At 51.3% G+C, this 12773-nt stretch carries 14 protein-coding genes; 11 read left to right on the top strand and 3 right to left on the bottom strand.

The window, feature by feature from the left end; translation table 11 throughout:
* Window positions 1-61: 61 nt before the first annotated feature.
* Window positions 62-388, bottom strand: a complete 327-nt coding sequence (locus tag NYE24_RS02330) for a winged helix-turn-helix transcriptional regulator (protein WP_036694124.1) — start codon at window positions 386-388, stop codon at window positions 62-64.
* Window positions 389-620: 232 nt separating this feature from the next.
* Here NYE24_RS02330 and NYE24_RS02335 point away from each other — a divergent pair, with 232 nt between their 5' ends.
* The 7 genes from NYE24_RS02335 to NYE24_RS02365 all read left to right on the top strand — a co-directional run bounded on the left by NYE24_RS02335 (window position 621) and on the right by NYE24_RS02365 (window position 7278).
* Window positions 621-1403 (top strand): GTP cyclohydrolase II, encoded by a 783-nt coding sequence (locus tag NYE24_RS02335; protein ID WP_342477920.1) that lies wholly within the window; start codon window positions 621-623, stop codon window positions 1401-1403.
* A gap of 74 nt (window positions 1404-1477) precedes the next feature.
* Window positions 1478-2533, top strand: a complete 1056-nt coding sequence (locus NYE24_RS02340; protein WP_036694120.1) for an ABC transporter ATP-binding protein — start codon at window positions 1478-1480, stop codon at window positions 2531-2533.
* Between the two features lie 70 nt (window positions 2534-2603).
* Window positions 2604-3398 carry an ABC-2 family transporter protein gene (locus NYE24_RS02345; protein WP_036694255.1) on the top strand — a complete coding sequence of 265 codons (795 nt, stop codon included), beginning with the start codon at window positions 2604-2606 and terminating at the stop codon, window positions 3396-3398.
* Between the two features lie 8 nt (window positions 3399-3406).
* On the top strand, window positions 3407-4192 hold the full coding sequence (locus tag NYE24_RS02350) for an ABC-2 family transporter protein (protein ID WP_036694119.1): 786 nt from the start codon (window positions 3407-3409) through the stop codon (window positions 4190-4192).
* Between the two features lie 234 nt (window positions 4193-4426).
* Window positions 4427-5416, top strand: a complete 990-nt coding sequence (locus NYE24_RS02355; protein WP_342477921.1) for an ROK family protein — start codon at window positions 4427-4429, stop codon at window positions 5414-5416.
* Window positions 5417-5704: 288 nt separating this feature from the next.
* The gene (locus NYE24_RS02360; protein ID WP_036694116.1) at window positions 5705-6637 is read left to right on the top strand and encodes an NAD-dependent epimerase/dehydratase family protein; all 933 of its coding nucleotides are present in this window, start codon (window positions 5705-5707) and stop codon (window positions 6635-6637) included.
* Between the two features lie 113 nt (window positions 6638-6750).
* Window positions 6751-7278: a hypothetical protein gene (locus NYE24_RS02365; protein WP_342479187.1), complete on the top strand. Its 528-nt coding sequence runs from the start codon at window positions 6751-6753 to the stop codon at window positions 7276-7278.
* 144 nt (window positions 7279-7422) lie between these two features.
* On the opposite strand, the gene NYE24_RS02370 is transcribed toward NYE24_RS02365, so the two are convergent.
* Complete coding sequence (locus NYE24_RS02370) at window positions 7423-7866, bottom strand: DUF4395 domain-containing protein (protein WP_341025022.1); 444 nt, start codon at window positions 7864-7866, stop codon at window positions 7423-7425.
* A gap of 208 nt (window positions 7867-8074) precedes the next feature.
* Here NYE24_RS02370 and NYE24_RS02375 point away from each other — a divergent pair, with 208 nt between their 5' ends.
* Entirely contained in the window at window positions 8075-8644 is a 570-nt protein-coding gene (locus NYE24_RS02375; protein ID WP_036694110.1) for a TetR/AcrR family transcriptional regulator, read from the top strand.
* 66 nt (window positions 8645-8710) lie between these two features.
* Window positions 8711-10165, top strand: coding sequence for a DHA2 family efflux MFS transporter permease subunit (locus NYE24_RS02380; protein WP_076154000.1), 1455 nt, complete (start codon window positions 8711-8713; stop codon window positions 10163-10165).
* 108 nt (window positions 10166-10273) lie between these two features.
* On the opposite strand, the gene NYE24_RS02385 is transcribed toward NYE24_RS02380, so the two are convergent.
* Window positions 10274-10876, bottom strand: a complete 603-nt coding sequence (locus tag NYE24_RS02385) for a DUF4304 domain-containing protein (RefSeq protein WP_179090364.1) — start codon at window positions 10874-10876, stop codon at window positions 10274-10276.
* 201 nt (window positions 10877-11077) lie between these two features.
* Between NYE24_RS02385 and NYE24_RS02390 the strand changes: the two genes are divergently transcribed.
* Both NYE24_RS02390 and NYE24_RS02395 read left to right on the top strand, forming a co-directional pair.
* A complete protein-coding gene (locus NYE24_RS02390; protein WP_036694109.1) occupies window positions 11078-11410 on the top strand; it encodes a PadR family transcriptional regulator in 333 nt (110 codons plus the stop codon).
* Window positions 11407-12735: an FtsW/RodA/SpoVE family cell cycle protein gene (locus tag NYE24_RS02395; RefSeq protein WP_342477922.1), complete on the top strand. Its 1329-nt coding sequence runs from the start codon at window positions 11407-11409 to the stop codon at window positions 12733-12735. Before NYE24_RS02390 ends, NYE24_RS02395 begins: the two co-directional genes overlap by 4 nt.
* Window positions 12736-12773 lie beyond the last annotated feature (38 nt).

Here is a 12773-nt window from a genome sequence, read left to right on the forward strand (position 1 = left end):
AGCGCCCCGAAGGTTCCTGTTCAGGAGCTTCAAGGGCGCTGCTTCGCGTGCCGTGCGGGAATCATTTGCTCACGCCGATCTCGATCCAGTCCGTTGACCAGTTACCGATCTCTCCTAGAATGGGAGCGAGGGCCGTACCTTTATCGGTTAACGAATACTCAATTCGTACGGGCATCTCAGGGTATACAGAACGCTGTATGATCCCCTCAGCCTCCATTTCCTTCAACCGGTCTGACAAGACCTTTCCGCTAAGGTTGGACAAGCAATGCTCAATTTCTCCGAACCGGCGCGGACCATCCATCAGGACGAACACGATCAGGGCGACCCACCGCTTACTCAGCACATCCACGGCTTTCTCAAACCGGGGGCACATCTCAAAATCATTCATAAGGTTCACCTCAGCATTCATTATATCATAAACTTACAATAAGTAATTATAAATATTTAAAGATATATTATAACTTGACGAAGTTATATTACAATGATAAACTAACTTACAAATAGTTACTATGAAGAAAATTAAATATCAAAATTTAAAACGAAGTGTACTCTACTCCCAGCAAGTGTATGTAATGGAATCGAAGAAGCGTATACTATCAAACTTTTAGGACGGTGCTCTTATGATTAACCCAGATATCCTATCTATCCTACAGAACAAAATAAGCCGGATTCCTATGGAACATTCCACGAATATATTGGTCGGACCTATTACTCTGCCTGTCAATCTGGACGGGGAGACGATCACCTTCAAATGGTACAGCTGGCTGAACGTGACGGACGAAGAGCTTCAGCGCGCTGAAGGCAAGGAGGCTACCGAGCTGCTCATCAGCCGTTTATCCTCAATGAAGCTTGCAGATGGACAGCAGTCCAGTGTCCTGGTCTACGGAGATTTCGAGCATTCCGAGGAAGCGCTGATCCGAATGCACAGTATTTGCCATACCGGGGATATCTTAGGCAGCAAGCGCTGCGATTGCGGCTTCCAGCTGCATCAGTCGATGAAGATGATTGCGCAGCATGGCGCCGGGGCTCTCTTTTATCTGGCGAATCATGAAGGAAGAGGGATTGGCCTGTTCAGCAAAGCAATGGCATATCTGCTTCAGGAAGAAGGGTATGATACTGTGGAGGCCAATCTGGAGCTTGGGTTCGCCGATGATTCCAGAGATTACACAGATGCGATCAGCGTGCTTCAATACCTGCGCAGCTATCCGGTAACCCTGATCACCAACAACCCGAAGAAAATGGAAGCACTCCGGGCTGCCGGAATGAATACGGTGAAGCGGGTGCCGTTATGGGGAGACGTATCGGCCTTCAATGAAAAGTATCTGCGGACCAAGGTAGCCCGTTCAGGGCATCTGGAGGCTGTGGCAGGCACGGATTTTTTTGAAGGAAGAGTGGCTAAATAAGCAGCTGGACGGATATGCATCCGTTCCATTATAATGGGGTACTGAACCCAATACTTAGCTTAGTGAGGTAACCTATGAATGCTATTCAAGTGCAGGACTTGCGCAAGACCTTCAAAGTCCAAAAAAACCGCGAGGGCCTCAAAGGGGCCTTCGCTGATTTGTTTAAACGGCAATATTCCGAAGTGACCGCAGTGAAGGACATCTCGTTCAGCATTCCCGAAGGCGAAATCTGCGGCTACATCGGGGAGAACGGGGCAGGAAAGTCCACAACCATTAAGATGCTCACCGGGATTCTTGTGCCTACCGCCGGCAGTCTGACTGTCGGCGGCTTCGTGCCGTATGAGGAGCGCGAGAAGTTCGTGCAGAATATCGGCGTTGTCTTCGGCCAGCGCAGCCAGCTCTGGTGGGACATCGGTGTGATTGAGTCTTTCCAGCTGCTGCGCAAGGTATACCGCGTGTCCGAGCAGGATTTCAAAAAACGGCTGGATGAACTGGTAGAACGCCTGGAGCTTCAGGATCTGCTGAACCGTCCGGTCCGTAAGCTGAGTCTGGGCCAGCGGATGCGCTGCGAACTGGTAGCCGCACTGCTGCACAATCCGTCCATTCTGTTCCTGGATGAGCCGACGATCGGCCTCGACATTGTCGTGAAGTCGGAGATCCGTGAATTCCTGAAGGACATGAACCGTGAGCATGGCACAACCATCCTGCTGACGACACATGATCTGCAGGATATTGAAGCGCTCTGTTCACGGGTGATTATGCTGGATGACGGGCGGATTATCTACGACGGAGGTCTGGATGACCTGAAGCAGCGCTGGGGAACCGGGCGTGAGGTGCAGTTCCAGTTCGGAACGGCCACGAAGCTGCAGCAGCTGATCGACTGGACGGAAGGCATGCCGGTTACCTGGACAGCAGAGAATGAGCTGGCAGCCAAGGTCTGGATTCCGCTGGAGCTGAATGTATCAGATGTGCTGGGCCGGGTCGTCGGACAGGCCGATATCACAGACATCAAAATCATCGAAACAAATACGGATGACATCGTCCGCAGTATTTACCAGTCAGGCTCGGCAGAGAAGCCGGAGGAGCGGATCGCCGCACTCAGCGATGAGAAAGAGGTTATCCATGTCTGAGAAGCTGGCAACGGCAGTTCCCTCCTCCGGCGGTTCTCCGGGCGGTTCCGGGGAGAATGGGCGGAGGCTGCTGCTTGGCGCTTATTTTGATTTTATCCGTATCCGGTTCCTGACAATGCTTGCTTACCGGGTGAACTACTATTCGGGGATTCTGATCTACACGCTTAATATCGGGGTGAACTATTTCACCTGGAAAGCAATATATGGCAATGGCGAGTCGCTCGGCGGCTTTACCGGGGCGCAGATGACCACGTATGTGGCGGTATCCTGGATGGCGCGGGCCTTCTACTTCAACAATCTGGACCGGGAGATTTCCACGGATATCCGTGACGGAAGCATCGCGATCCAGTTCATCCGGCCTTATAATTATGTTCTGGTCAAAATGATGCAGGGCCTCGGCGAAGGCCTGTTCCGCTTCATGATGCTGATGATCCCGGGCATGGTGATTGCCATTCTCCTGTTTCCGGTGCAGCTCCCTACGGAGCCTTCGGCTTGGGCCGGGTTCCTGGTCATGCTGTTCTTCAGCTTCCTGATCAGCTCGCAGATTAATATTATTACAGGCCTGTCAGCCTTCTTCGTGGAGAACAATGAAGGGATGATGCGCATGAAGCGTGTGGTCGTCGATCTGTTCTCGGGGCTGATTGTGCCGATTACACTGTTCCCGGACTGGTTGTCTTCTGTGCTTAAGGTTCTTCCCTTCCAAGCAATTACCTATCTGCCGGGCTCTGTATTTACAGGCCGGGTGCAGGGGGTAGGCATCTGGAATGTGCTGGGTATCCAGGTCATCTGGTTCCTGATTCTGCTCATTCCGATTGTCTGGCTAAATCACGCAGCGCGTCAGCGGCTGTTCGTGCAGGGAGGTTAAGCTGAGCTATGTACTACCTGGGCTTATTGATTGAATATCTGAAGAATTATATGAAAACACGGTTAACCTACCGCGCGGATTTCTGGGTGGAGGTCATCTCCGACCTGTTGTTCCAGGCGACGAACTTTATCTTCATCCTGGTCATCTTCATGCATACCGATAGCCTGGGCGGCTGGAATCAGAACGAAGTGGTGTTCGTCTACGGCTTCTTCATGGTGCCATTTGGCGTGTTCAGCTGCTTCGTCAATATGTGGGGCTTCAGTGAACGGTATATTGTCAAAGGCGAAATGGACCGCGTTCTGACCCGTCCGGCGCATAACCTGTTCCAGATCTTCCTGGAAAATGTGGACCCGCCTTCACTGGTCGGCTCCTTTATCGGGCTGGTTGTGATGGCGATCAGCGGCAGCAATCTGGGCCTGCCGTTTGAATGGTGGACCTTGCCGATGCTGATTCTTCTGACTCTCAGCGCAGTAGCCATTTATACGGGGATCTATACGACACTGACCTCGTTGTCCTTCTATTCGGATGCCCCGACAGGCATTCTGCCGCTGATGTATAACATCCAGACGTACGGACGTTATCCGGTAACGATCTATAACCGGGCGATTCAGGTGCTGCTTACCTGGATTATCCCGTTCGCTTTTGTCGGGATCTATCCGGCAGCCTTGTTCTTGCACCGCGATGAGATGCGGACGATGGCGCTGCTGACCCCGCTGGTCGGCGTGGTCTTCCTCAGCATCGGCCTGATGGCCTGGAGCTTCGGCGTCAAGCGGTATAAGGGCGCTGGTTCTTAAGACGCTTGAATGTAATAGCTATACAGTGAGGGTTGTCCCGCAGCTTGAGTAGTGGCTGCCGGGGCAGCCCTCTTTGTCAATATATTAACATCCATCCGTATCAGCAGGATGTTTGTTTTCAAGTGAAACGTACTATCCATATGCTAGGAAAATGCTACTTATCTAAAAGTTGAAAGCGCATAATAAGGTAAGCAGAGATACAGCAATCTATCGGAGAAAGAAGGTTGAGGCAGGATGAACAAGTATATAGTAGGAATCGATCTGGGCGGAACCAATATCAAGGCAGGCCTATTCGATGAACATTTCACAGCAGTGGAGGAGATTTCGATACCTACGGAAGCGCAGCAGGGTCCGGCGCATGTGCTGGAGCGAATCCGGCTTGCTGTTACACAGTTATGTGCAGGAAGCGGGACTAACGAGTCTCAGATTGCCTGTATGGGCATGGGAATCCCTGGTCTGCTCGACCCTGAGGAGGGCCTGTCGGTCTTTTCACCGAATTTTCCCGGCTGGGAGCAGGTCCATGTGGTCAACGAAATGAAGCCATACTACAACTTCAATGTATACATAGATAACGATGTGCGGGTTAATCTATACGGGGAGTGGCAGCGGGGGGCCGGACAAGGCCATAAGCATCTAATTCTGCTCACTCTCGGCACTGGTCTCGGCTCCGGGATGGTTCATGACGGCAAGGTGCTCTACGGGACAACCTTCAGCGCTGGTGAAATCGGACATATGAATATGTTCCGGCAGGGACGTCCCTGCCGCTGCGGAAGCTCCGGATGCCTGGGTCGGTATGTGTCTGCGGTGGGGATGGTGAATACCTTCAAGGAGAAGCTGGAGGCAGGAAGGGTCAGCTTGATTCAGACCTGGACCGGACAAGATCAGGAGCTGATCACGGCGCAGATGATCTCAGAGGCTTATGATCTTGGAGACCCCTTGGCCATTGAAGTCATGCATGAGACGGGGGAGTTACTGGGATTCGGGCTGGCGAATGTGATCAATCTGCTGAACCCGGAGCTGATTATTATCGGGGGCGGCATGGCCGCAGCAGGAGACCGTCTCCTGAATAGTGTCCGCGATACTGTAAATGCCCATGCGCTGAAGCTGTCCGCAAGCCGGTGCCGGATTGTTCAGGCGGAGCTAGGCAGCCGTGCGGGTACGCTGGGTGCGGCTGTGTATGCTTATCAGAAGCAGAAGCATACGCAACTAGACTATTCTAACTGAGCAGAAAATCCACTGATGCAAAACTATTGAAATGCAATAATTCACCATATGTCCATATAAAAGCCCGGAATCGACATGAATCGTCAAATTAACCCAATGAATATAGTAACTGACAGGCGATATACTGATAATAGTGCAGATATATGGAATATATATCCTCCTCTTCTAAGGAAGAAGATTGGATGATCTGGTTCTTCCATACTGCGAATTATAATCACGGGCAGATTGAATGAACCGTTAGCAGGTTGCTTAAGGTCTTCATGCGTTCGATAAGGAGCCGTTCATGTTATGAATCTCGTAATTGGGGGTAATGGCGGTCTGGGCCATTCTATCACACAAGAATTACTGTCACGGGGCAAGCTAGTGACAGCTACATACCACCGTTCCAGTCAGGCTCTGCGCAGGCTGAAGGGGCCGCTGCTGACCATAGCAGCAGTAGATGTAATGAATGAGAAGGTGCTGGCTGAAGCGCTGAATGGGGTAACAACCGTCTATTTCTGTCTTAATGTGCCGTATCAGGATTGGTACTCTGTCATGCCGGAGGCGCTGGAGCGGGTAACCCGCCTTCTTAGGACCGGACAGACGCTGGTATTTCCGGGCAATATTTACGGTTACGGCAAGCTCCAATATCTTCCGGCGGATGAACGCCATCCGAAGGAGGCACGAACCCGCAAGGGGAAGCTGCGGAATCAACTGGAGGAGCTGCTGAAGACGGAGGCTGAACGGCGGGGCTTCCGTTACGTGATTCCGCGATATCCGGATTATTACGGTCCCAATGTCACGAACCGGTTATTCGGACCGATCTTCAGCGGAGCCCTCCAGGCCAGAACGATTAAGTGGCCGGTGAAGCTGGATGTCCCGCATGATCTGGTCTATATCCGCGATGCGGCCAGGGCGGCCGTGCTGCTGGCGGAGAGCGGCGAGCAGGGGGAGTGGCATGTATCCGGCTCCGGCGCTATTGAGGGGCGGCAATTCCTGATGAACATCCAGCAAGCGGCTGGCAGCAAGGGGAAGTGCTGTGCGCTGCCGGCATGGGCAGTCGGAGTAGCCGGTGTGTTCAATAAGGAAGCGAACGAATTCCATGAGCTTCTATATGAATTCGAGTATCCGCTTCTGCTGAATGATAATAAATTCATGATGCGGTTCCCCGAGTACAATCCGACATCGTATAAGCGGGCCATTAGGGAAACCATAGAATGGTTCCGCGAAGAGCTGGGTTAGCGGATGAAGCCAAGGGAAATGAGCAGCAGTGCTTGTATAATATACTTGCAGAATTGTACGCCGTTCCGGGTAGCATGATATGCTATAGGCAGTAATACACGGGAGGTAAGATGATGACACGCGACATACAACAGCCTTATGGCTATGAACCGCCAGCCAATGAACGTAAGGGGACGCTGATCTTCTATGATTCGTTCGAGCATATATCGGATATGGAGCTGCTTAAGGCGGCAGAGACGGCAGTGGACCGCAAGTTCATGAAGCTAGTGCTCTACCCGCTGCATGAAGAAACCGTCCGGCGGATGACGAAGGAGCCGGTGAAGGCCTGGTATAAGCGGGATGACCGGCTGCATGAGTGGAAAAAAGAGCAGGGACAGTCCTTCATCACCGTGGAGAGCCTCGAAGGTAAGCGAAAGAAGTACACCCCGCTGGATTCGGCACTGCGTCATATCAGCGATATCTATCCTGCACCGTATTTCCTCTATCTGACTCCAGATATGGCGAATCTCTTCGCCTCCTTCTCCTCCTTCGAGGAGTGGATCGTCAAGCTGCGTCTGCTTCTCTCCGAAGCGCCGGCAGAGGTCCATCCGCGCCTGGAGAAGTTCCGTCACCGCTGGGATGTGGCAGGCAGGGAACGCTGATCGGTTTACACCTTAGATTCGAAGCATAGAAGAAGAGAGAACTCAGGCCAGCCAAGCCTTGACAGTAGTGTTCTACTGCTGCAAGGACTGGCTGGCCTGTTCTGTGACAAGGAGTAGAGGTATGCAGCAGGAAGGAAATCCGGATTATTTGTGAAGCCCGGCCTGCTTGCGTCTGTGAGTGTACATTCTCCACTGATAATGAAGGAAGCAGCCGATGCAGAAGCCGAGAATGGCAACCGTTGCTGCGATTCCGACCATCAGACTGAAGAGATATCCCGCGATGGTCCAGCCGGCGAGAAAGCTGACCAGTCCGCCCGCCAGACTGAAGACGGCAATCTTCTGGTTGAATTGCTGCTGCTCCGGGTCTTCAAGCACATAGGCGGAGCGCGGCTTCTTCAGCAGCGGGCTGCACAGCTTGATGACGGGATTATATCCGAAAATTAGACCGGATAATCCCGCGGCAAGCGGGAGGGCGAGAATCCAGTGGAGACCTGTGAGCAAGGCCAGTAATACACATATGACAATGAAGGCCTGATTGAGCTTCACTAGCGGCCGGGGAATTCCCTGCACGGAAGGCGTTTGATTCATGTAAATCAAACCTTTCTCATTGGAATTATATAATTTAACTCGATTATAACGGCAGAACGCGGAAGTAGCAATCCTTATGTGCTACGATCAAGAAACAGAAATTAAAATTTGAAATTATTATCCATTGACAACGGAAGTTTTTTTGTGGTTTTATTATGTAGACCAATTGTTATAATTGTTGGATCGTCAAGATAAGGAAGTGTAGAGCTTGTCGAACAAGCCTAATGCACGCGAAGCCATTGTGGATACGGCTTCCAGGTTGTTTTTTACACAGGGGTACCATGCTACCGGACTGAATCAGATCATCAAGGACAGCGAATCGCCCAAGGGTTCCTTGTATTATTATTTCCCCCACGGCAAAGAGGAGCTGGCACTGACCTGCATTAACCGGACTAGTGAAGAGGTAGCCCATTTATTGCGCCATTATATGGAGGGTGAAGCGGCACCGGCTCAGGCAGTGCAGAATTTCATCATGTCTATGGCAAATGAGGCGGAAAAATCTTCTTTTGAAGGGCTCGTTCCGTTCAGCTTCTGGGTAGCCGTGGAGACCTCCTGTGTCAGCCATGAGCTTCGTACTGCTTGCCAGTGTGTCTTCAGAGATTGGCAGGATATTATTGCGAAGCGTCTGATCCGGGAGGGGGTACAGGAGGAAACGGCAGAGCGCAAAGCTTCGGTGGTGGTCTCCTTGTTCGAGGGAGCGCTGCTGCAGGCGTTGACCTGCAGAAATATTCAACCGCTGGAAGCAGCGGCAGAGTGCATTCCGGCAATACTGGCTTAACCGTAATACGCAAGACCAGAGAGAGATATACACAGATACCAGGAGGATACGAGAGTGAACGCAACTATGACTGACAAGGGGTCAAGCGAACCCCGGCAATTCAAGACTTTACCTATTCTGATCTCCCTGCTGATTGCCGGCTTCATCGGCATGTTCAGTGAGACCGCCCTAAATGTAGCTTTAAGTGATCTTATGAATGTCCTGCAAATTACACCATCGACGGCGCAGTGGCTGACTACCGCCTATCTGCTGACGCTGGGCATTCTGGTTCCGATCTCGGGGATGCTGCTGCAGTGGTTCACCACAAGACAGTTGTTCGTCGCTGCCCTATGCTTCTCTATTCTGGGCACATTCCTTGCGGCGATGTCGCCGAATTTCGAGTTTCTGCTCACTGCGAGAGTGGTGCAGGCGATGGGAACCGCGCTGCTGCTGCCGCTGATGTTCAATACGATTCTAATCATCATTCCCGCTGAGAAAAGAGGGGCGGCGATGGGACTTATCGGCTTGGTCATCATGGTAGCTCCAGCGATTGGACCTACGATTGCCGGTCTGCTGATTGAGAGCCTAAGCTGGCACTGGATCTTCTGGCTATCGCTGCCGTTCCTGGTGATCGCCCTAATTAGCGGAATTCTCTTCATGCAGAATGTCACGGAAGTGACGAAGCCGAAGATTGATGTCCTGTCCATTATTCTGTCCTCCTTCGGCTTCGGCGGTATTGTCTACGGCTTCAGCAGTGCTGGTGAAGCAGAAGGCTGGGGAAGTCCGAAGGTTATTATCGCCATCGTGATCGGTGCGATTGCCCTTATTCTATTCTGTATCCGCCAGTTGACAATGAAGCAGCCGATGATTGATCTGCGCGCCTTCAAGTTCCCGATGTTCGTGGTTGGAGTACTGATGGTCTTCATCTGTATGATGGTTATTCTCTCCTCGATGCTGATTCTTCCTATGTATCTGCAGCAGGGACAAGGGTATTCAGCCTTCAAGGCAGGATTACTGCTGCTGCCGGGCGGAATCATCAACGGCCTAATGTCGCCGGTTATGGGGCGTATGTTCGACAAATACGGTCCGAAATGGCTGGTTATCCCAGGACTGGCGCTCGTCGCCGTCTCCTTGTGGTTCTTCTCGGGGATTACAGCTACTTCGACCGTTGTCTTCGTGATCGTGCTTCACAGTGTGCTGATGATCGGAATCTCCATGATTATGATGCCTGCACAGACGAATGGTATCAATCAGCTTCCCATGGAATACTACCCGCATGGTACAGCCATTATGAATACACTCCAGCAGGTGGCGGGTGCGATTGGTACAGCATTGGCGGTAAGCATCATGACCTCCGGCTCCAAAAGCTACATGCAGACCGTTACTAACCCGGCTGATCCGCTAAACATCGGCGCTGCCTTCACTCATGGAGTGCAGAATGCCTTTATCTTCGGAATGGTCATGGCTATTATAGGTCTGGTGATTGCATTCTTCCTTAAGCGTGTCATCGTATCACACAAGACTCAGGCTTCTATGCATTAATTATCTGCAAATGAATAAGAACCTCTCCTTGTTAAAATGGGCAACCAATTTGGCGGGAGAGGTTTTTTTGTGTTTTATACTTTAATGGGGAGGATTGAACAAGGGCCACTAGGAAGAGCTTCCGTATTTCTCCCAGACCGCTGCATACTTCTTCTCCAAGATCGCCCAGCGCTTCTCGGCGCCGTATTTCGCCTGGAGCTGCTTCAGGTATTGCTCCGCAGTCTCTGTATCCCCTGTATCCAGCAGGAACCCGAAGGTCTCCTCACTTAAATGCAGTGCTGTCCGCTGCATATAGTATTCAATAATGGCCCTGGCATCGGTTAAGGTGTACAAGAATTGAAGCCCCTGATCCAAGTGGAGCAGCAGGTCTGACGTGAACTTGTCCACATCTACTTCCGGCGTCAGGAAGTAGCGTTCCGGGGCGGCGGGGACGATTTGGTTGATCCGGGCATAGAAGTGAGCCAAACCCAGAGACAAAGCAGGCCTATATTGCGCAAGCTCTTCGGAATGAATATTGTAATTCACATAGAAGCTGAGCTCCTTGTGTGTATTGTACTTGAATTTCTGAATATTGATTTTATAGCTGAGTTGGCCCTCTATTTTGTTGAAATTCAGATCCTTTGTCCGATAGCCTTGCGCGGAGAAAAAAGGTTTGACGTCTTGCTTGATAATCTGCGTGAACAATTCCTTCATATTTAACAATTCGTTCATAGTAAGTAAGTCCTCCTTCACCTGAGGTGATAATAGACAGCATATTATAACGTGTCGGCTGACAGCTATAATTGTACTATAAACAGGATAAGCACAAATGACTTCATTCTGGGTGAATAAATACTGGACTGCATTTGGATAATCCTGTATATTAAGCATAGATAACCGATGTATAGGCGAAACAAACAGGAGGGAATGCCGATGAAGGTCAGCAAAGAAATGCTGAAGGGGAGCACGGGTACGATGATCCTCACTCTGCTGCTGGACAGGCCGCTGTATGGGTACGAGCTGATTAAGGAGCTGGAGCAGCGCTCACAGGGGGTTTTTGCCCTGAAGGAGGGTACGCTCTACCCGATTCTCCATGCGATGGAGAGTGAACGCTGGGTGGAAGCGTATTGGATGGAGGTAGACGGACGCAGACGCAAGTATTACCGGCTACTGGATGAGGGCAAGCACAAGCTGCAGGAGAAGAAGGCGGAATGGGCGCTGTTCAAGGGTGCCATGGATACCGTTCTGGGGGAGGGCAGCGGATGATGGAGCAAAGTAAGAAGGATCTGGAGCGTTATCTGGATACAGTGTGCGCACAAGTTAGGGCCAAAGGGATGCATAAAGAAATCCGGGACGAGCTAAGCGGACACTTCACAGACCTGGTGACGGAGCGGCTGGAGCTTGGTGCTACCGATGAAGAGGCTCAGCAGTATGCGATCAGGCAACTGGGTGATCCGCAGGCCGTAGGCAGAGAGCTGCACCAGATTCATAAACCGCGCATTCCCTGGGGGCTGCTGGCCGGTGTAATATTGTTGTCGGCGGTAAGTCTGCTGGGGATGGCAGCTGTGGAGGCGGGATTCACTGAGGATCTTATTCCTAATGCGCTAATGTTGCGTCAGTCTGTCTTTATCATCCTTGGTCTTATAGCTATGACCGGAATGTTCTTCATCAATTTCAAGCAATTGCAGCGGGCCTCAGGCTTTATCTATGGTGGAGCGTTACTAATGATTGCTGCCAGTCTGTGGCTCGGTCCTGAGATGATGAATGGCAGCAGGCGCTATGTTTCTATTCTGGGATTCCCATTTGATCTGATTGGTTGCAGTCCCTATCTCTTCGTTGTGGCGCTTGTAGGAATTTGGAAAAGACCAAATGTGCAGAATACTACGGGCGGACGACTGAGGAGTTGGTTGGAGTTGGGCTTGCTGCTGCTGCCTGCGGCCATTTATATTCTTATCCCTTCTTTTGCCGAGCTGGTTGTATATCTGGTTGTTGCTTTACCATTATATATAAGGATTACCCGGCGTTGGGTAAGCGTTATGGTTGTTGCTGTAAGCAGTGTATCAGGCGTTGCCCTATATGTTTGGAGTCAACTGCATTGGAGTGACCGGAACATTGATGCCTTCTATTTCCATGATGTAGTGACAGGTGCAGGCTATATTAATCGGATCATACATGGGACGCTTACCTCTGCCGGCTGGAAGGGTCATGGCTTGGAAGGAGCAGGGAACGGGTTGATTTATCCATATACGGATCTGTTTCCTGTGGTGCTGATTCAAACCTTCGGCTGGGCCGGGGGGCTACTGCTCCTTGTGTTAACCTGTTGGTTTGTGCTGAAAATGGTCTCCTGCGCCCGCGCGGTAAGCGACACTTACAGCCGGATGTTGATCTTTGCTTTGACGCTGATGCTCTCGATCCGCTTGCTGTATGGCTTGTCTATACTCAGCGGCAGAATGCCGCTGATCTCCATACCGTTTCCATTCCTGAGCTACGGTCAGCATGTCTTCATTGAATTCGCTGCTGCCGGGCTGCTGATGGGGATTTACCGGCGTAAAGATATGCTCCCGGCGGGTCAAGCTCCATCTTCACTATAGACGCTCCCTGGGGCTGCACCGTATACTGGAAGGGTAAA

The sequence above is a fragment of the Paenibacillus sp. FSL H7-0350 genome, assembly GCF_038593195.1.
Taxonomy (GTDB): domain Bacteria; phylum Bacillota; class Bacilli; order Paenibacillales; family Paenibacillaceae; genus Paenibacillus_AQ.